Source organism: Plantibacter sp. MPB07 (assembly GCF_046619465.1).
GTDB classification, from domain to species: Bacteria; Actinomycetota; Actinomycetes; order Actinomycetales; family Microbacteriaceae; genus Plantibacter; species Plantibacter auratus.
This window is the reverse complement of the sequence record NZ_CP177043.1, coordinates 1,106,837-1,125,521: the sequence shown is the minus strand read 5'-3', so window position 1 is coordinate 1,125,521 and position 18,685 is coordinate 1,106,837. Positions and strand designations below refer to the sequence as shown.

The window sequence follows — 18,685 nt, the reverse complement described above, 5'->3', positions numbered from 1 at the left end:
GGATCAGGCCTCGTAGAGCTCCAACGGGAGGCCGTCGGGATCGAAGAAGAACAGCATCTTGCGCGAGGTGTGCGGGTCGATCCGGACGTCTTCGACGCGGACCCCCAGCTCCACCAGACGGGCGTGGCCGGCGTCGACGTCGTCGACGGCGAAGGCGAGGTGCCGCAGTCCGAGCGCTTCGGGTCCGGATGCGCGTGCCGGCGGGTCCGGGAAGGAGAACAACTCGATGAGGTACTCACCGTTCAGGGCGAGGTCGCCCATCCAGGAGTCACGCTCGGCCCGGTACACCTCGGTGAGCAGCTCGCAGCCGAGCACCGAGGTGTAGAAGCGCTTGGAGGCCTCGTAGTCGCTGGCGATGATCGCGATGTGGTGCACGCGCTTCAGCGGCAGGGCCGCGCCGGTCTCGTCGCTCATCGTCACCGCGGGTTGATCTGCGAGATCTTACCGAGCAGGCCGTTGATGAAGCCGGCCGAGTCGTCGGTCGACAGCGTCTTGGCCGCCTCGACCGCTTCGTCGATGGCGACGCCGTGCGGCACCTCGTCGTTGAACAGGATCTCCCAGATCGCAATCCGGAGGATGGCCCGGTCGACCGTGGGCATCCGCGCGAGCGTCCAGCCCTGCGCGTACGTCTCGATCTGTTCGTCGATCTCCTCGGCGTGGTCACCGACACCGTCGACGATCTCCCGCGCGTACAACCAGGAGGCCTGGCGGTCGGGCTCGCTGACGGCGCGAGAGGCTTCCGCGGACAGGACTTCAGCGAGGGTCTGCTGACGGACGTCGGCCTGGTAGAGCAGATCGAGGGCGCGCTTGCGCGCCTTGGTACGAGCGCTCACTCGTTGACGCGACCGAGGTAGTCACCCGTGCGGGTGTCGACCTTGACCTTGGTGCCGGTCTCGAGGAAGAGCGGGACCTGGATCTCGTAGCCGGTCTCGACAGTCGCCGGCTTCGTGCCACCGGTCGAGCGGTCGCCCTGGAGCCCGGGTTCCGTGTAGGTGACCTCGAGGATGACCGACGCGGGGAGCTCGACGTACAGGGGGTTGCCGTTGTTGAGGGCGACCGTGACGTCCTGGTTCTCGAGGAGGAAGTTCTTGGTGTCGCCGACGACGACGGCGGGGATGGTGATCTGGTCGTAGTCGCTCTTGTCCATGAAGACGAAGGAGTCGCCGTCCGCGTACAGGTAGGTGAAGTCGCGGCGGTCGACGTTCTCGACGTCGATCTTCGTGCCGGCGTTGTACGTCTTGTCGACGACCTTGCCGGTCATGATGTTCTTCATCTTGGTGCGGACGAACGCGCCACCCTTGCCCGGCTTGACGTGCTGGAACTCGATCACCGTCCAGAGCTGCCCGTCGATGTTCAGGACGATGCCGTTCTTGATGTCAGCGGTAGAAGCCATGCGCGAGAATGTCCGTTCGTGGAAAGTGTGCGGCCGGATACGACCCAACGAACGAGTGTAACCGCTGCGAGGACCCGTGACCAACGCGCCCGTGGTGGACCAGGGCGCCTCGCACGTCACTCGGTGCTGCGGCGGACCACGAGGTCGAGGGCGAGGCGGTACGAGTCGAAGCCGAAACCGGCGATCACGCCGGTCGCGACACCGGAGATCACGCTCGTGTGACGGAACGCCTCGCGGGCATGCGGATTCGAGAGGTGCACCTCGACGAGCAGGAGGCCCGCCTTCGTGACCATGGCCGCCGCGTCGCGGAGCCCGTAGCTGTAGTGGGTGAACGCCGCGGGGTTCAGGATCACGGACGTCCCGGAGTCGACGGCCTCGTGGAGCCAGCCGATCAGCTCGCCCTCGTCGTCCGTCTGACGCAGGTCGATCCGCGTCCCGTCGCCAGCGTCGGTCTCGAGCACGGTGCGCAGCGCATCGAGGTCGGCCGAGCCGTAGACGTCGGGTTCACGGCTGCCGAGGCGTCCGAGGTTCGGTCCGTTGAGGACGAGCACGGTGGTCATGAGTCGAGGGTATCCGTTCGGGACGAGCGCTCGCGGAGCGCGCCGGCGTCGGTCAGGAGCCGATCTCCTGGTAGGCGGCGAAGAGCAGCGAGGTCTCGGGCCCCTGGAGGACGGTCGGCTTGGCGAGGTCGTCGAGCACGATGAACCGCAACATCGAACCGCGCGTCTTCTTGTCGCGCTGCATCGTCGCGAGCAGGGTGTTCCAGCGGCCCACCGGATAGGCGATCGGCAGGCTGAGGAGCTCCAGGACGCGACGGTGGCGGTCGACGACCTCGTCCGACAGTCGGCCGGCGAGGCGGGACAGCTCGGCGACGTACATCATGCCGATCGCCACCGCGGCACCGTGTCGCCACTGGTACCGCTCGGCGTGCTCGATGGCGTGCCCGAGCGTGTGTCCGTAGTTGAGGATCTCGCGGAGGCCCTGCTCGGTGAAGTCCTCGCTGACGACGTCGGCCTTCATCCGGATCGCGAGCTCGATGCAGCGGCGGAAGGCGGGCGTGTCGGGGTCGGTCGCGGCGTCGACATCGGCCTCGATGAGTTCGAGGATCTCCGGGTAGCGGATGAACCCGGCCTTGGCAACCTCGGCGAACCCGGCGAGGATCTCGTTCTTCGGGAGGGTGTCGAGCGTGTCGAGATCGCAGACGACGGCGGCCGGGGCGTAGAAGGCGCCGACGAGGTTCTTGCCTTCCGCGGTGTTGATGCCCGTCTTGCCGCCCACGGCCGCGTCGACCATGCCGAGGACCGTCGTGGGGACCTGCACGAGCCGGACGCCGCGCAGCCAGGTGGCGGCGACGAAGCCGGCGAGGTCGGTGACCGCGCCACCGCCGAACCCGATGACCGCGTCGGAGCGCGTGAAGTCGGCCTGCCCGAGGACTCCCCAGCAGAACGCGGCGACCTCGACCCGTTTCCCGGCCTCGGCGTCCGGCACCTCGGCGAGCAGTACCTGGTACCGGTCGCTCAGGGTCTCGCGCAGCTTGGCCGCCTTCTCGCCCAGCGTCGCCGGGTGGACGATGAGGACCCGCTGCACGCCGGTCCCGAGGGCGTCGACGAGCACGTCCTCCAGCCCTCTCCCGATCGTGATGGGGTACGGGGAGGATCCCGTCACCTCGATGACGGTCCGCTCGGTCGGGGTGGTCGGTTCGGTGCTCATGCAGGCTCCTTCACCCAGGCGACGAGCTCGTCGACGATGCCTGAGATGGGTCGGTGCGAGGTGTCGAAGGTGACATCCGCGAGTCGTTCGTACACGGGACGCCGGGCGGCGGCGATGCGCGACCACGCGCCGGGGTCGTCGCGGAGCAGTGGACGCTTGTCGAGGTTGGCCCGTGCCAGCACGGCCTCCTCGGTGACCGTCAGCAGCACGACGCGTGCGTCGGCGAGCTCACGCTGCGTGTCCTCGTCGAGGACCGCGCCCCCGCCGAGCGACACGATCGCCGGCTGCTCGAGCGCGGCGGCGACCGCCGCCCGCTCCAGGGCGCGGAAGTGAGGCTCACCGTGTTGCTCGAAGATGCGCGCGATCGCGCCGTGCTCGCCGGACACGACGCTGTCGGTGTCGACGAACGGCAGGCCCAGGCGCTTCGCCAACTGCTTGCCGACCCGGCTCTTCCCCGACCCCATCGGTCCGATGAGGACGACGGGGAGTCGGAGGTCGGCGGCCTGCTCAGGCATCGGCGCTGGAGGCGTGGTCGCCTCGCGTGCGCAGGTTGGACGGGATCGCTGCCAGGTATCCGTCGAGGTTGCGCTTCGTCTCGGGGACGGAGTCGCCACCGAACTTCTCGAGGACCGCTTCGGCGAGGACCAGGGCCACCATCGCCTCGGCCACGACACCGGAGGCCGGGACCGCGCAGACGTCCGAGCGCTGGTGGTGTGCGGTGGCGGCCTCGCTCGTCGCGACGTCGACGGTGCGGAGCGAGTGCGGGACGGTCGCGATCGGCTTCATGCCGGCGCGGACACGGAGGACGGTGCCGGTGGTCATGCCGCCCTCGGTGCCGCCGGCGCGGTCGCTCTGTCGTGCGATGCCGTCGCTCTCCTGGACGAGCTCGTCGTGGGCCGCGGAACCGCGACGCGTCGTCGTGAGGAAGCCGTCGCCGACCTCCACACCCTTGATGGCCTGGATGCCCATGAGCGCTGCTGCGAGCCGTGCGTCGAGTCGGCGGTCCCAGTGGACGTAGGAGCCGAGTCCCGGTGGGAGTCCGTAGGCCAGGACCTCGACGATGCCGCCGAGGGTGTCGCCGTCCTTCTTGGCCGCATCGACCTCGGCGACCATGCGCTCCGAGGTCGCCTTGTCGAAGCAGCGCAGCGGATCGGCGTCGAGCGCGTCGACGTCGGCCGGGACCGGCAGCGGGCTGTCTTCGGGAACGCGCACGGGCCCGATCGACAGCGTGTGGCTGACGAGGGTGATGCCCAGCTCGCCGAGGAAGGAGCGCGCGACGGCACCCAGGGCCACTCGCGCAGCGGTCTCGCGTGCGCTGGCGCGTTCGAGCACGGGACGCGCCTCGTCGAAACCGTACTTCTGCATGCCCGTCAGGTCGGCGTGCCCGGGACGCGGGCGGGTGAGCGCGGCGCTGCGGCCACGCGACTTGTCGGAGATCTCGGTCGGCTCGGGGCTCATGACCTCGGCCCACTTCGGCCACTCGGTGTTGCCGATGCGGATCGCGATCGGGCTGCCCATGGAGAAGCCGTGGCGGACGCCGCCGGACAGGTTGAGCTCGTCCTCCTCGAACTTCATGCGGGATCCTCGGCCGTAGCCGAGCTTCCGTCGGGCGAGGTCGGCGCGGACGCCGTCCATGGAGATGGGTACGCCGGACGGGAGTCCCTCGAGGACGGCGATGAGTTCCGGGCCGTGAGACTCTCCGGCAGTGAGCCAACGAAGCATGGTCCTATCCTTCCATAGAGCCGGGACGCGACCGTGCGCCTTCGGTCGACGGGTGTGCAGGTGGGCGACGGATGCGTCCGGCGCGGTCAGTGCGAGGCGACCGGCGCCCCGGTGTGATCGAGGTGGACCGTGTCGAGCATCGCCCGGAGCACCGTCGTCTCGTCCTCGAGCGGCAGGAGCGGATCGCCGAGGACGAAGATCCGGACCTGGAGCAACGCCTGGTGCACGAGCATGGACAGTCCGCTGAGGACCGACCCGCCGGCCTGCGACCACGCCTCCGCGAGCACACTCGGCCACGGGTCGTACGCGACGTCGAGGAGGAGCGCGCCTGGAGCATGGGACAGGACCGGACCCGGTTCGGTGAGGGCGCCGCCGGGAAGGGTGCTGATCACGAGTGGTGCGTCAGGCGTCTCACCGTCGAGCGGCCCTGAGGCGAACCGCAGCCCCAGCCGGCCGGCGAGGTCCTCGAGTGGTCGCGCCTGGGCCGGTCGTCGGAGCGCCACGTGGACGTGCTCGGCACCGAGGTCCGCCGCGGCCATGATCGCCGAGGACGCCGTCGCTCCCCCGCCCAGGACGACAGCGGAGGCGATCGCGTCGACGCCGGCCGCCCCGATCGCGCGGACGATGCCGCCGACGTCGGTGTTGAACCCCTCGATCCGACGGGATCCATCCTCGGCTCGGCGGAGACGCAGCGTGTTGACCGCCCCGGTCTCGGTTGCGGCGCGGTCGGCCACGTCGGCCAGCTCGAGCGCGCGATGCTTCAGGGGCATGGTCAGTGAGAGCCCCCGCCAGTCCGAGCCGAGTTCGTCGAGGAAGGCCGAGAGGTCGGCCGCCTCGAGTTCGTGGCGACCGTAGTCCCAGTCGAGCCCGAGCACCCGGTAGGCGGCCTCGTGCAGTGCCGGGGACTTGGAGTGGGCGATGGGCGCGCCGAGCACGGCGAGCCGCGGCTGTCCGTCCTCGCCGTGACCCGCCCGTGTTCCACTCATGTGCGCCACGCTCCCGCTACTGGTACTCGGGGTGCTCGTCCATCCAGGACAGCCACTTGTCGACCGCTGCCTCATGCTCCTCCTGGGTGGTGGAGAAGATCGTCTCGCCGGAGTCGAGGTTCCAGGTGACGAAGTAGAGCCATGGTCCGTCGGCCGGGTGCAGCGCGGCGTCGATCGCGAGGTCGCCCGGGTTCGAGATCGGTCGCACGACCATGCCCGGGTGGACGTAGGTGTTGTACGGGTTCGAGGCGTCGGCGCGCTCGGCGTCCGTGGTCGACACCCGGTGGGTGTTGCCCGTCCCGTACGCGACCGTGGCGTCGGACTGCAGCAGACCGCTCTCCCACTGGGCCGGGTCCAGCCGGTTGAGGAAGACCCGCGACACCTTGTAGTAGTCGTCGCGGAGGCCAGCCTCCTTCTGGATGAGCGAGGCCAGGACGATGGTCTTCCAACGGTCCTCGGGCTTCACCCCGGCGTCGTCGAGCGCCTGGAACGATCGGTTCACGAGGGTCTGGAGGACCGCGTGCGCATCGCCGCCGTCGGGGAGGCTGTAGGTCGCCGGGAAGAGGAACCCCTCGAGCGAGGTCGCCTCGGCGGGGAGACCGAAGGACGCGACGTCGGCGGCCGCCGCCTGGAGTTCCTCCAGCGGGATGCCGGTGCCCTCCGCGATCGACGGCAGGGCGTCCTGCTCAGCGGTGCCCTCGGGGATGACGAAGGTGTCCTCCATGCGGTTCGCCTCATCGGTCAGGGCGGCAAGGGCGGATTCGGCGCTCATCTTGAGCTTCAGCTTGTAGGCGCCCGGGAAGAACTCCGGCTGGGTGGGCTGGGCGAGGAGGAGGTCGTAGAAGGCGTCGAACGACTTCGTGACCCCCGCGTCGTGCAGGCTCGTCGCGATGTCCTCGCCGATGTCGCCCTCGTTGACCATGACGACGGCCTCGCCGCTGCCGGCACCCTCGTAGTCGTTCGGTTCCTCCCAGCCGAGGACCTTGCGGATCTGCGGCTCGTAACTCGTCCACACGACCGCGGCGCACGCGACGAGACCCCCGACGACGACGATCGACACGATGAGTGCGATGAGCCCGCGACGGCCACGTCGGCGCTTCGGCGGTTCCCCGCCGGCCAGCGCACGACGGCGCCCCCGATGGATCGGCTGCGGCCCGCTGTCGTTCGCCGTGTCGTCCTCAGCGAGCAGGTCCTCGAACGCGGGGATGGTCGTGGTCCTGGCCCGGGACGCTGAGGAATCGGTGTCGTCCGACTCGGGCGCACGTGGGCTCGGCGCGCTCACGGGTGTGTCGCTCGCGGCCGGCTCGCTGACGCCGGAGTCACCCGACGACGCAGCGGTCGAGGGGGCGTCGACGGACGCGGCGCCGGTCGGGGCCGGTTCGGCCGTGTCGCTCGCGGCGTCTTCATCGACGGGCTCGGACGGCGTCGAGGCGGCTTCCGCGGCCTCACGCTGCTGACGTGCCTCGCGTCGGGACAGTGGCACCGGCTGCTCCCCCGCGGCGTTCCGTTCGGACGTGAAGAGGTCGGCGAGCGGATCGTCTGCTGGGTTGTTCTGAGGTGTCAGATTCGACACAGGCACGTCCTGTTCACGGGTCGACGGGGCTTCCGGGGGGTCGCCCCGAACCGCGTTCGGCGTCGAGGGCGTACTGCAAGAGTATGACGGCCGCCACCTGATCGACAATCGAGCGGGTCTGCTTCTGTCGTTTCCCAGCGGAGCGCAAGGCGCTGTGGGCGGTCACCGTCGTCAGCCGCTCGTCGACGAGACGGGCCGGGACACCGGTGATCGATCTGAGCCGGGCCGCGAACTCCCGGGCGTCCTGCGTGGACGCCGTGTCCTTCCCCGACAGGGCGATCGGGAGACCGACGACGAGCTCCACCGCGCCGAGTTCTTCGGCGATGACCGCGATCGCCCGGATGTCGGTATCGCCCCCGAGATCCCGTGGGACCGTCTCCACCGGCGTGGCCAACAGGCCGTCGGGATCGCTTCTCGCGACCCCGACCCTGGCCTTCCCGACATCGATCCCGAGTCGGACTCCGCGGCGGAACTCGTCCGTCACGTCAGGCGATCTCGCGTGCGATCGCCGCGAGGGCGTCGCCGAGCGCGGTGGCGTCGACGCCGCCACCCTGTGCGAGATCGTCCTTCCCGCCACCGTTGCCGCCGAGGACACCGGCAGCGACCCGGACGAGGACGCCTGCCTTGAGTCCGGCGTCGCGGGCACCCTGGTTCGTCGCGACGACGATCGCGGGCTTCCCGCCGACGACCGCGCCCAGGGCGACGACCGCCGGGCTCGCGCCGAGCTGCTCGCGGAGCTGCGTGACGAGCGTCCTGACGTCGTTCGGTGACCCGAGCTCGCCCAGGTGCTCGGCGACGAGCGACACCGGGCCGACGCGGTGAGCGGTCTGCGCCAGTGCCGGGAGGCGTTCGCTCAGGCCACGGGCTTCGAACGCGGCGATCTTCTTCTCAGCGGCCTTGAGGTTCGCGACGAGTTCGGCGATGCGGTCGGGCAGCTGCTCCTTCGGCGTCTTGAGGCTGCCGGAGAGCTGTGAGACGAGCGCCCGCTCGGCGGCGAGGTCGCGGAATGCCTCGAGTCCGACGAGCGACTCCACCCGACGGTTCGTCGAGCCGACGGACGACTCGCTGACGAGGTTGATCAACCCGATCTCGGCGCTGGAGCTGACGTGGGTGCCCGCACACAGCTCACGCGACCACGGTCCGCCGATGTCGACGACGCGGACGGTCTCGCCGTACTTCTCGCCGAACAGCGCCATGGCGCCGAGCGCCTTCGCGTCGTCAAGCGCCATCTCGCGGGTGCTCACCTGCAGGTTGTCGCGGATGGCGTTGTTGGAGATCTCCTCGATCTCCGACTTCGTCGTCGGTGACAGCGGCTGGTTCCAGGTGAAGTCGAGCCGCAGATACCCGGCCTTGTTCGACGAACCGGACTGGTGGGCGCTGTCGCCCAACACCTGCCGGAGGGCGGCGTGGATGATGTGCGTACCGGAGTGCGCCTGCTGCGCGCCGCGGCGGTAGCTCGCGTCGACGATGGTCGTCGCCGGTGCGTCCACGCCCACCTCGCCCTGGCTCACCTGCACCTTGTGCGCGATGAGACCCTTGACCGGCTTCTGGACGTCGAGCACCTCGAGCTCGTATCCGGGACCGACGATGACGCCCTGGTCGGCCTCCTGCCCGCCGGACTCGGCGTACAGCGAGGTCTCCGCCAGGATCACCTCGGCGATGTCACCGGCGACCGCGCGCTGCACCGGGTGGCCGCCCACGATGATGCCGAGGATGCGGCTCTCGGTCTCGAGCTCGGTGTAGCCGGTGAACACGGTCTCGCCCTTGGCGCGGATGTCGCTGTAGACCGAGAGGTCGGCGAGGACGCTCTTCTTCGCCTTCGCGTCGGCCTTCGCCCGCTGGCGCTGCGCGGTCATGAGCGAATCGAACGCGTCGCGGTCGACGGAGAGGCCGGCTTCCTCCGCGATCTCGAGGGTCAGGTCGATCGGGAACCCGTAGGTGTCGTGCAGGAGGAACGCGGAGTCGCCGGCGAGGGCCGTCCGGCCCGTGCCCTTCGTCTGCTCGAGCGCGAGGTCGAGGATGGTCGTCCCGCTGGCCAATGTCCGGAGGAAGGTCTCCTCCTCGGCGTAGGCGCTCTGCGAGATCCTGCCGAAGTCGGTCTCGACCTCGGGGTAGGCGGCCTTCATGGCGTCGCGCGACGCGGAGAACAGCTCGGGGAACGTCGCGGTGTCGACACCGAGGAGGCGCATCGCACGGACGGTACGTCGCATGAGGCGGCGGAGTATGTACCCGCGTCCCTCGTTCGACGGGGTGATGCCGTCGCTCATGAGCATGAGCGAGGAGCGCACGTGGTCGGCGATGACGCGCATCCGGACGTCGTCGTCGTGGTCGGCGCCGTAGCGACGGCCGCTCAACTCGGCGGCGCGATCGAGGACCGGGCGCACCTGGTCGATCTCGTACATGTTCTCGACGCCCTGCTTGAGGAAGGCGACCCGCTCGAGCCCCATGCCGGTGTCGATGTTCTTCTTCGGGAGTTCGCCGACGATGTCGAAGTCGACCTTGCCGCGCACGTTCTCGATCAGGTACTGCATGAAGACGAGGTTCCAGATCTCGACGTACCGGTCGTCGTCGGTCGCCGGGCCGCCGTCGGCTCCGTACGCGGGACCGCGGTCGAAGAAGATCTCCGAGCACGGGCCGGCCGGTCCGGGCTGACCGGTCGACCAGTAGTTCGTGTCCTTGTCGAGCCGCTGGATGCGGTGCTCGGGGAGCCCTGCGACGCGCTTCCAGAGGTCGATCGCCTCGTCGTCGTCCTTGTACACGGTGACCCAGAGGTCCTTCTCGTCGAAGGCGAGGCCGCCGCTCGACTCACTGCCGGTCAGGAGCTCCCACGCGTAGGTGATCGCCCCCTCCTTGAAGTAGTCGCCGAAGGAGAAGTTGCCGTTCATCTGGAAGAAGGTGCCGTGCCGGGGCGTCTTGCCCACCTCTTCGATGTCGTTGGTGCGGATGCACTTCTGGACGCTCGTGGCGCGGTCGAACGGCGCAGGGACGACGCCGGTGAGGTACGGCACGAACGGCACCATGCCGGCGACCGTGAAGAGGAGCGAGGGGTCGTCGCTGACGAGGGAGGCGGAGGGGACGACGGTGTGCCCCCGATCGCCGAAGAAGGTGAGCCAGCGGGAGCGGATGTCAGCGGTGTCCATGGTGTCCGTACGTCAGGGGTGTGCGTGTCGATGTTCGTGCGCTGCGGCGATGCCCGTCCGGGCGTGCCGCTACGGCTTGGTGAGGTCTTCTGCTGCGTCCTCGACGCGCGCGACGACGGTCTCCGCCGTGTCGCGCAGCTGCGCCTCGCGCTCCTTGTAGGCGTCGCCGACGGTGTCGGTGAACTCCCTGACGCGTGAGTCCAGCTCGGAGAAGAACCGCTTGCCGGACTGTGTCTTGTTGATCTCGTGGGCGACGACGAAGCCGGCGCCGATGCCGACGATCAGCCAGAACACGTTCTTCATGGGGAACTCCTCATCTGCGGTGCGACCACCCGGGCGTCGCCGGGCGTACCAAGCATCCATCGTAGTCGAGCGCGGTGGACCGATGGCGTCGTACAACGACGAAGAGGCACCGGCCGGAGCCGATGCCTCTTCGTGTGGTGCCCTGGGCCGGGTCGCAGTCCTAGCGGGCTGCGTAGTACTCGACGACGAGCTGCACTTCACAGGTCACGGGGACCTCGGCGCGCTTCGGACGACGCTCGAGACGTGCCTGGAGCTTGTCGAGCTCGACCGAGAGGTACGCGGGCACCTTCGGCAGGACGTCGACGTGACCGCCGGCAGCGGCGACCTGGAAGGGCTCGGTGCCCTCGGAGCGCGGCTTGACGTGGATGAGCTGACCCGGCTTCACGCGGAAGGACGGGCGGTCGACGAGCTGGCCGTCGACCATGATGTGGCGGTGCACGACCATCTGGCGAGCCTGAGCCGTGGTGCGGGCGAAGCCGGCACGGAGGACGAGCGCGTCGAGACGGGTCTCGAGGATCTCGACGAGGTTCTCACCCGTCAGGCCCTGGGTGCGACGTGCCTCCTGGAAGGCGATCTTGAGCTGAGCCTCGCGGATGCCGTACTGGGCGCGCAGACGCTGCTTCTCGCGCAGACGGACGGCGTAGTCGCTGTCGGCCTTGCGCTTGGTGCGGCCGTGCTCACCGGGAGCGTAGGGACGCTTCTCGAGGTACTTGGCGGCCTTCGGGGTGAGGGCGATGCCGAGTGCTCGCGAGAGGCGGGTCTTGCTGCGGGTACGTGACTTGGTAGACACGGTTTCCTTTCGATGAAGTCTCAAACGATGAATGACCGGCGCGAAGACGCGTCGGTGATCCGGAATCACACCGGACAAAGTCAGAGGGGTCTGCCGGGGCTGTTCGGCTACAGAACACGCCCGTCGAACACGGTGATCGAGCAGCCGCGCAGTCACACCGGTTCTAGGCGGCTCAATACTAGCACGACGTGCCCCGGTCGCCGGGCCGCCGCGACCCGAGGATCACTCGCCCCGGACGATCTTCCGGAGTTTGTCCAACCGTGCCGAGATGTCGCGTTCGTGGCCGTGGTCGGTGGGCTGGTAGTACCGGACGTCGCGGAGCTCGTCGGGCAGGTACTGCTGGGCGACGACACCGATCGGGTGGTCGTGCGGGTAGCGGTAGCCCTTGCCGTGTCCGAGACGCTTGGCGCCCGCGTAGTGGGCGTCTCGCATCGGCTTCGGCACGCGTCCGAAGGCTCCGGCCCTGACGTCGGCGATGGCCTGGTCGATGGCGACGTAGGCCGCGTTCGACTTGGCGGCCGTGGCCAGGTACACCACGGCCTCGGCCAGCGGGATGCGACCCTCGGGCATGCCGATGAACTGGACGGCGTCGGCGGCCGCCACGGCGATGGGCAGCGCCTGCGGGTCGGCGATGCCGATGTCCTCGGCCGCGGAGATGATGATGCGGCGGGCGATGAAGCGCGGGTCCTCCCCCGCCTCGATCATCCGAGCGAGGTAGTGCAGCGCGGCGTCGACGTCGGATCCGCGGATGCTCTTGATGAACGCGCTGATGACGTCGTAGTGCTCGTCGCCGTTGCGGTCGTATCGGAGCAGGGCGCGGTCGACCGCCTGCGCGACGAGCTCATCGGTGATCACGGGACCGCGGGGCGCCCGCGTCGCGGTGTCGGAGTCCACCCCGTCTTCGTCGTCTTCATCATCCTCATCGCCGACGTCGAGGAGGCCCGAGTCGTCGAGATCGAGCTCGTCGGGGTCGACCGGAGCGCCGAGGTCGGAGTCGGCGGCGATCGCGGCCGCCTCCAGTGCCGTCAGGGCTCGTCGGGCATCGCCGGATGACAACTGGATGATCGCGGCGCGGGCCTCCGGCGTCACGGTGAAGCGACCGGCCAGGCCGCGCGGGTCGGTCACGGCGCGGTCGATGAGGATGCCGAGGTCGTCGTCGCTCAGCTGTTCGAGCGTGAGGAGCAGCGAACGCGACAGCAGCGGGGAGATGACCGAGAACGACGGGTTCTCGGTCGTCGCGGCGACCAGGATGACCCAGCCGTTCTCCACGCCGGGGAGCAGGGCGTCCTGCTGGGCCTTCGTGAACCGGTGGATCTCGTCGAGGAAGAGGACGGTCGAGCTGCCGTAGAGGTCGCGGCTCGACATCGCCTCCTCCATGACCTGCCGGACGTCCTTGACGCCCGCCGTCACGGCCGAGAGCTCCACGAACCGGCGGCCGGAGCTGTGCGCGATGGCCTGCGCCAGGGTCGTCTTCCCGGTGCCCGGTGGGCCCCAGAGGATGACGGACACGGCCGCCTGCGTCCCCTCGTTGTCGCTCGCCAGGCGGACGAGCGGCGAGCCGGGACGGAGCAGGTGCTGCTGGCCGGCGACCTCTTCGAGGCTGCGGGGCCGCATGCGCACGGCGAGCGGAACCGGTGCGCCGGCGATGCCGGGTCCTCGACTGAACATTCCACCAGGCTAGCCGCAGCCTGCGACACGCGGACCCGCTGCAGAACGGGGTCGCCGCCGTCGTGCGTCGTTTGGTCCGCGCGGAGCGCTCCCCGTAAGGTTCTCCTGGGCAGTCCGCCGCGGGCGTGGTGCCAGATGACAGCGCGATGCCGCCGCTCGGCCGACGGCACCTGGAGGGAACGACGTGGCAACGAGCAAGGGTCCGGACAAAGAGGCACGCGCAGCACGCGCACGACTGCGCGCCTACAACGCCCGGCGCACCGTGCACGAGCACCGCTCGAAGCGCCGCGTCCGCGACAACGTGATCGCCGCGGCGGCGCTCGTCGTCATCCTGGCCGGTGCCACGGCTGCGCAGGTGTTCTTCTTCGCCGGCGGTCCGGGCACCCCGGTCGCGACGCCCACGGCTTCCGCCGAGGCAGGGGCCTGCGGTGTCACCGGGGCCACGGACGGCGCGAACACCGGCGAGGTCCCCGCGAGCACCATCGCCGAGGACCGCGATTGGAGTGGTGAGATGACGATCAACGACGTCGTCATGAACCTCACCCTCGACGGCGCCTGCGCGCCGCAGGGCGTCTCCTCCTTCATCTCCCTCGCCCAATCCGGCTTCTACGACGGCGTCACCTGCCACCGCCTCACGACGAGTGGCATCTACGTCCTGCAGTGCGGCGACCCCGACGGCACCGGCACCGGTGGCCCCGGCTACAGTTACGGCCCGGTCGAGAACGCACCGACCGACGACGTCTACCCGGCCGGCACCATCGCCATGGCACGCCAGGGAGGGAACGGCTACAGCAACGGTTCGCAGTTCTTCCTCGTCTACCAGGACTCGACCATCCCGTCCGACGCCGCCGGCGGCTACACCGTGCTCGGTCAGATCACGAGCGGTCTCGACCAGCTCGTCTCGGGTGTCGTGTCCGGCGGCGTCGCAGACGGCAGCGGTGACGGTGCTCCAGCGGTCCCGGCCACCATCACCTCGGTGACGGTCCAGTAGCGCGTGCAGTAACCTGCACCAGACGGAACCGACCGGCGCAAGCGGTCGCCCCGAGCAGGACTCGGGGTAATAGGCTTGTGGATCGATCACGATCGCCACGAACGGCGGTCAACACACAGCAAGGGTGATGCGCGTGACCAGTCCAGAGATCGAACCGTGGGGCCGTGTCGACGACGACGGCACCGTCTACGTCCGTGAGGCCGACGGTGAACGAGCGGTCGGACAGTACCCCGACGGCTCCAAGGAGGAGGCGCTCGCGTACTTCGAGCGCAAGTTCACGGACCTCGCCGGACAGGTGACGCTCCTCGAGCAGCGCGCGAAGCGCGGTGCACCGGCGACGGACGTCGCGAAGGCCGTGAAGTCGATCACCAAGCAGGTCGAGTCCGCCAACGCGGTCGGCAACCTCCAGGCGCTCCTGACCCGCCTCGCGGCGCTCGACGGCACCGTGAGCGAGCTGACCGAGGCGCAGAGCCAGGAGACCAAGGCAGCCCTCGAGGAAGCGGCACGTGCGCGTCTCGCGATCGTCGAGGAGGCCGAGCAGCTCGCGCAGCAGGATCCGGCACGGGTGCAGTGGAAGCAGACCTCGGCGAGACTCGACGAACTCTTCGCCGAGTGGCAGCGCCAGCAGCACGACGGTCCGCGTCTCGCGAAGAACGACGCCAACGACCTCTGGAAGCGGTTCCGGACGGCGCGCGCGACGATCGAGCAGCACCGTCGTGCGTTCTACACGGAGCTGGACTCGGTCCACAAGGAAGCACGCGCGATCAAGCAGAAGCTCGTCGAGCGCGCCGAGGCCCTCATCGCCAAGGGCGCCGAGGGCATCCCCGCCTACCGCAGTCTGCTCGACGAGTGGAAGGCCTCCCCACGTGCCGGGAAGCGCCAGGATGACGCGCTCTGGGCGAAGTTCAAGGCCGCGGGCGACGCGATCTACGGCGCGAAGGCCGAGCTCGACGCGCGCGACAACGAGGAGTTCCAGGGCAACCTGGATTTGAAGCTCGCGGTGTTGGCGGATGCCGAGCCGATCCTGGCCGACACGAATCGGGACTCGGCGCGCAAGGCGCTCACCGACATCCAGCGTCGGTGGGACGAGATCGGCAAGGTCCCGCGCGAGCAGGTCCGCGTCGTCGAAGACCGTCTCCGCAAGATCGAGACCCACGTCAAGCAGCTCGAGGACGAGCACTGGAAGCGCAACAACCCCGAGACGAAGGCGCGTACCGAGGGGCTCGCGAGCCAGCTCGCCGACGCCATCGCCAAGCTCGAGGACGAGGTCGAGGCTGCACGAGCCTCGGGTGACGCCGACCGGCTCACCGCGGCCATCCAGGCGCTGGATGCACGCAAGGCGTGGCTCGGGGCGATCCGCTAGGCGGATCCGCTCCACCAACCGCGTGACGGTCGCGGTTCTCCACAGATCCGTCGACGATCCTCCTGCTGCCGGACGGCTACAGGAGGATCGTCGTATGTCCACGGCACTCCAGACGTCCTCCCCCATCGAGCCAGACTGCGCGACGGATCCCCCGGCCTCCACGAGCCGCCTCCCCGCCTACCTCCAGCCACCTGAGCTCTCCGTCGCCGAGCTCGCCGCCGCGCGGCTCGACGGCGAGCTCTTCGCCTTCGAAGACGGCTACTGCAGTGTCGACGAACCCGACACCGTCAGGCTGCGCGCGGCGGTCCTCGAACAGCTGCCCGGGCTGGCCGGCGCGGTCATCGCTGAGACGAGTGCCGCCTGGCTGCACGGCGCGGCGCTCATCGCACCGAGGGTCCACACGGGCTTCGTGTCGATGGAACGGCGCAGCGCGCGTTCGCCCCGCTTGCGTCTGCGTCAGGTGTCACTCCGCCCCGACGACAGCGAGCGGTGCGGCGCACTGCGGGTCACGACCCCCACGCGCACGGTCGCGGATCTGGCACGGCGCACCGGCGCCGAAGCTGAGGAGGCCATGACGACGATCCGCAACTACTTCCTGCTCGGGCTCACCAGCCCTGAGGAGGTCGTCGCCTGGGTCCGCTCCGTCCCGCGGGTCCTCGGCGGCACACGGATCGTCCGTGTCGTGTCGAGTGCCACCGAGGTGATGCTGCCCGGCCTCGAGCCGACTCGGAGCGAACTGGCGTCCTGGTCGCTCCCGCTCAGCCGCCCTTGACCCGGTAGACGTCGTACACGGTGTCGATCCGCCGGACCGCGTTCAGCACCCGGTCGAGGTGGGTGGTGTCGCCCATCTCGAACACGAAGCGGCTGATGGCCAGGCGGTCGCTCGAGGTGTTCACCGTCGCCGACAGGATGTTGACGTGGTACTCGGACAGCACCCGCGTCACATCCGACAACAGTCCAGCTCGATCGAGTGCCTCGACCTGGATCTGGACCAGGAACACGCTCTTCGACGACGGCGCCCACTCCACATCGATCATGCGCTCGGGTTCCTGCAGGAGTCCCTGGACGTTGTGGCAGTCCGAACGGTGGACGGAGACGCCGGAGCCCCGCGTGACGAACCCGACGATCTCATCACCCGGCACCGGGGTGCAGCACTTCGCGAGCTTGACCAGGATGTCGGGAGCACCGAGCACGAGGACCCCGGAGTCGCTGTTCTGCAGCCGCTCACGGCGGCTCCCGCGCACCGGGACGGTGTACTCGGCGTGCTCGCTGTCGGCGTCCTTCTGCAGGAGCGCGACCACCTTCTCGAGCACGGACTGCGTCGAGACGTGGCCCTCGCCGACGGCCGCGTAGAGCGCCGTGACGTCCTCGTAGCGCAGCTGCGCCGCGACCTCGGCGAACGAGTCCTGGTTCATGAGCTTCTGGAGCGGCAGGTTCTGCTTGCGCATCGCCCGCGCGATCGCGTCACGGCCCTGCTCGATGGCCTCGTCGCGTCGCTCCTTCGTGAACCACTGGCGGATCTTGTTCCGCGCCCGAGGGCTCTTGACGAAGTTCAACCAGTCCTGGCTCGGACCGGAGTCGGGGTTCTTCGAGGTGAAGACCTCCACCACGTCGCCGGTGTTGAGCGAGCTCTCTAGCGGCACGAGCCGCCCGTTGACCCGGGCGCCCATCGTCCGGTGGCCGACCTCCGTGTGGACGGCGTAGGCGAAGTCCACCGGCGTCGCGCCGGCGGGCAGGCCGACGACACGCCCCTTCGGGGTGAAGACGTAGACCTCCTTCGCACCGATCTCGAACCGCAACGAGTCGAGGAACTCCCCCGGGTCCGCCGTCTCCGCCTGCCAGTCGGAGATGTGGGCGAGCCAGGCCATCGAGCTGTCGGGCTCGGCGGAGGACGCGGTCTTCCCGCTGTTCATCCGCTCCTTGTACTTCCAGTGCGCGGCGACACCGAACTCGGCCCGCTGGTGCATCTCGTTCGTACGGATCTGGATCTCGACGGGCTTCCCGCCCGGTCCGACGACGGTGGTGTGCAGCGACTGGTACAGGTTGAACTTCGGCGTGGCGATGTAGTCCTTGAAACGCCCCGGGACGGGGGTCCACCGCGCGTGGATCGACCCGAGGACCGCGTAGCAGTCGCGGAGCGAGTTGACGAGGACACGGATGCCGACGAGGTCGTAGATGTCGTCGAACTCGCGGCCGCGGACGACCATCTTCTGGTAGATCGAGTAGTACTGCTTCGGACGACCGGCGACCTTGCCGCGGATCTTCTGCGCCTTGAGATCCTCGTTCACCGCGTCGATGACGTGCTGCACGTACTCCTCGCGCTGCGGCGTCCGCTGCTTGACGAGCGATTCGATCTCGGCGTAGAGCTTCGGGTACAACACGGCGAAGGACAGGTCTTCGAGCTCCCACTTGATCGCCTGGATCCCGAGGCGGTGCGCGAGCGGTGCGTAGATCTCGAGGGTCTCCGTGGCCTTCTTCGCCGCCTTCTCGGCCGGGACGAATCCCCAGGTCCGGGCGTTGTGCAGCCGGTCGGCGAGTTTGATGATGAGGACGCGGATGTCCTTCGACATCGCGACGATCATCTTCCGGACCGTCTCGGCCTGTGCGCTGTCGCCGTACTTGACCTTGTCGAGCTTCGTGACGCCGTCGACGAGCATGGCGACCTCGTCGCCGAAGTCCGCATGGAGTTGGTCGAGCGAGTAGTCGGTGTCCTCGACGGTGTCGTGGAGGAGGGCGGCGACGATCGTCTTCGGTCCGATGCCGAGGTCGGCCAGGATCTGGGAGACGGCGACCGGGTGCGTGATGTACGGCTCGCCGCTCTGGCGCTTCTGCCCGGAGTGGGCCCGCTCGGCGACCGTGTACGCACGTTCGATGAGCGCCAGGTCGGCCTTGGGATGGTGCTGCCGCACCGTCCGCATCAGGGTGTCGACGGCGCCGGCCGGCTGTGCCTTCGAGAAGATCCGTGGGACGAGACGGCGCAGGGAGGCCGTCGAGGATGTCGTGGTGTCCGCCATCTCAGGCCTCCCTGCGCTCGTGCACGCGGTTG

General features: G+C 69.1%; 18 protein-coding genes. 3 read left to right on the top strand and 15 right to left on the bottom strand.

The window, feature by feature from the left end; translation table 11 throughout:
- Window positions 1–3 precede the first annotated feature (3 nt).
- The 14 genes from ACLIME_RS05305 to ACLIME_RS05240 form a co-directional block, all read right to left on the bottom strand.
- Entirely contained in the window at window positions 4–414 is a 411-nt protein-coding gene (locus tag ACLIME_RS05305) for a VOC family protein (protein WP_086473292.1), read from the bottom strand.
- 2 nt (window positions 415–416) lie between these two features.
- Window positions 417–833, bottom strand: coding sequence for a transcription antitermination factor NusB (nusB, locus tag ACLIME_RS05300; RefSeq protein ID WP_064293834.1), 417 nt, complete (start codon window positions 831–833; stop codon window positions 417–419).
- Window positions 830–1,393: an elongation factor P gene (gene efp / locus ACLIME_RS05295; RefSeq protein ID WP_056005785.1), complete on the bottom strand. Its 564-nt coding sequence runs from the start codon at window positions 1,391–1,393 to the stop codon at window positions 830–832. Before efp ends, nusB begins: the two co-directional genes overlap by 4 nt.
- 116 nt (window positions 1,394–1,509) lie before the next feature.
- Window positions 1,510–1,953 (bottom strand): type II 3-dehydroquinate dehydratase, encoded by a 444-nt coding sequence (locus tag ACLIME_RS05290; protein WP_124769342.1) that lies wholly within the window; start codon window positions 1,951–1,953, stop codon window positions 1,510–1,512.
- Window positions 1,954–2,005: 52 nt separating this feature from the next.
- Entirely contained in the window at window positions 2,006–3,103 is a 1,098-nt protein-coding gene (gene aroB / locus ACLIME_RS05285) for a 3-dehydroquinate synthase (protein WP_411558379.1), read from the bottom strand.
- Window positions 3,100–3,618 (bottom strand): shikimate kinase, encoded by a 519-nt coding sequence (locus ACLIME_RS05280; protein ID WP_079705925.1) that lies wholly within the window; start codon window positions 3,616–3,618, stop codon window positions 3,100–3,102. Before ACLIME_RS05280 ends, aroB begins: the two co-directional genes overlap by 4 nt.
- The gene (gene aroC / locus ACLIME_RS05275; protein WP_064293830.1) at window positions 3,611–4,825 is read right to left on the bottom strand and encodes a chorismate synthase; all 1,215 of its coding nucleotides are present in this window, start codon (window positions 4,823–4,825) and stop codon (window positions 3,611–3,613) included. The genes ACLIME_RS05280 and aroC overlap by 8 nt, the downstream gene beginning before the upstream one ends.
- Window positions 4,826–4,911: 86 nt before the next feature.
- Window positions 4,912–5,811 carry a shikimate dehydrogenase gene (locus ACLIME_RS05270; RefSeq protein WP_411558378.1) on the bottom strand — a complete coding sequence of 300 codons (900 nt, stop codon included), beginning with the start codon at window positions 5,809–5,811 and terminating at the stop codon, window positions 4,912–4,914.
- Window positions 5,812–5,827: 16 nt separating this feature from the next.
- A complete protein-coding gene (gene mltG / locus ACLIME_RS05265) occupies window positions 5,828–7,384 on the bottom strand; it encodes an endolytic transglycosylase MltG (RefSeq protein ID WP_411558377.1) in 1,557 nt (518 codons plus the stop codon).
- Between the two features lie 13 nt (window positions 7,385–7,397).
- A complete protein-coding gene (ruvX, locus tag ACLIME_RS05260) occupies window positions 7,398–7,868 on the bottom strand; it encodes a Holliday junction resolvase RuvX (protein WP_411558376.1) in 471 nt (156 codons plus the stop codon).
- Between the two features lies 1 nt (window position 7,869).
- The gene (alaS, locus tag ACLIME_RS05255; RefSeq protein WP_411558375.1) at window positions 7,870–10,524 is read right to left on the bottom strand and encodes an alanine--tRNA ligase; all 2,655 of its coding nucleotides are present in this window, start codon (window positions 10,522–10,524) and stop codon (window positions 7,870–7,872) included.
- 69 nt (window positions 10,525–10,593) lie between these two features.
- Window positions 10,594–10,827 carry a hypothetical protein gene (locus ACLIME_RS05250; protein ID WP_064293826.1) on the bottom strand — a complete coding sequence of 78 codons (234 nt, stop codon included), beginning with the start codon at window positions 10,825–10,827 and terminating at the stop codon, window positions 10,594–10,596.
- A 160-nt stretch (window positions 10,828–10,987) separates the two neighbouring features.
- Window positions 10,988–11,617: a 30S ribosomal protein S4 gene (gene rpsD, locus ACLIME_RS05245; RefSeq protein WP_064293825.1), complete on the bottom strand. Its 630-nt coding sequence runs from the start codon at window positions 11,615–11,617 to the stop codon at window positions 10,988–10,990.
- A gap of 222 nt (window positions 11,618–11,839) precedes the next feature.
- Window positions 11,840–13,285: a replication-associated recombination protein A gene (locus ACLIME_RS05240; protein ID WP_411558374.1), complete on the bottom strand. Its 1,446-nt coding sequence runs from the start codon at window positions 13,283–13,285 to the stop codon at window positions 11,840–11,842.
- Window positions 13,286–13,469: 184 nt separating this feature from the next.
- Between ACLIME_RS05240 and ACLIME_RS05235 the strand changes: the two genes are divergently transcribed.
- The 3 genes from ACLIME_RS05235 (at window position 13,470) to ACLIME_RS05225 (ending at window position 16,411) form a co-directional block, all read left to right on the top strand.
- Window positions 13,470–14,276 carry a peptidylprolyl isomerase gene (locus ACLIME_RS05235; protein ID WP_079705920.1) on the top strand — a complete coding sequence of 269 codons (807 nt, stop codon included), beginning with the start codon at window positions 13,470–13,472 and terminating at the stop codon, window positions 14,274–14,276.
- Between the two features lie 133 nt (window positions 14,277–14,409).
- On the top strand, window positions 14,410–15,639 hold the full coding sequence (locus tag ACLIME_RS05230) for a DUF349 domain-containing protein (RefSeq protein ID WP_411558373.1): 1,230 nt from the start codon (window positions 14,410–14,412) through the stop codon (window positions 15,637–15,639).
- Between the two features lie 94 nt (window positions 15,640–15,733).
- On the top strand, window positions 15,734–16,411 hold the full coding sequence (locus tag ACLIME_RS05225; RefSeq protein WP_411558372.1) for a hypothetical protein: 678 nt from the start codon (window positions 15,734–15,736) through the stop codon (window positions 16,409–16,411).
- Here ACLIME_RS05225 and ACLIME_RS05220 read toward each other — a convergent pair.
- Window positions 16,398–18,653 carry a RelA/SpoT family protein gene (locus tag ACLIME_RS05220; RefSeq protein WP_411558371.1) on the bottom strand — a complete coding sequence of 752 codons (2,256 nt, stop codon included), beginning with the start codon at window positions 18,651–18,653 and terminating at the stop codon, window positions 16,398–16,400. The genes ACLIME_RS05225 and ACLIME_RS05220 overlap by 14 nt on opposite strands.
- Window positions 18,654–18,685: the final 32 nt, after the last annotated feature.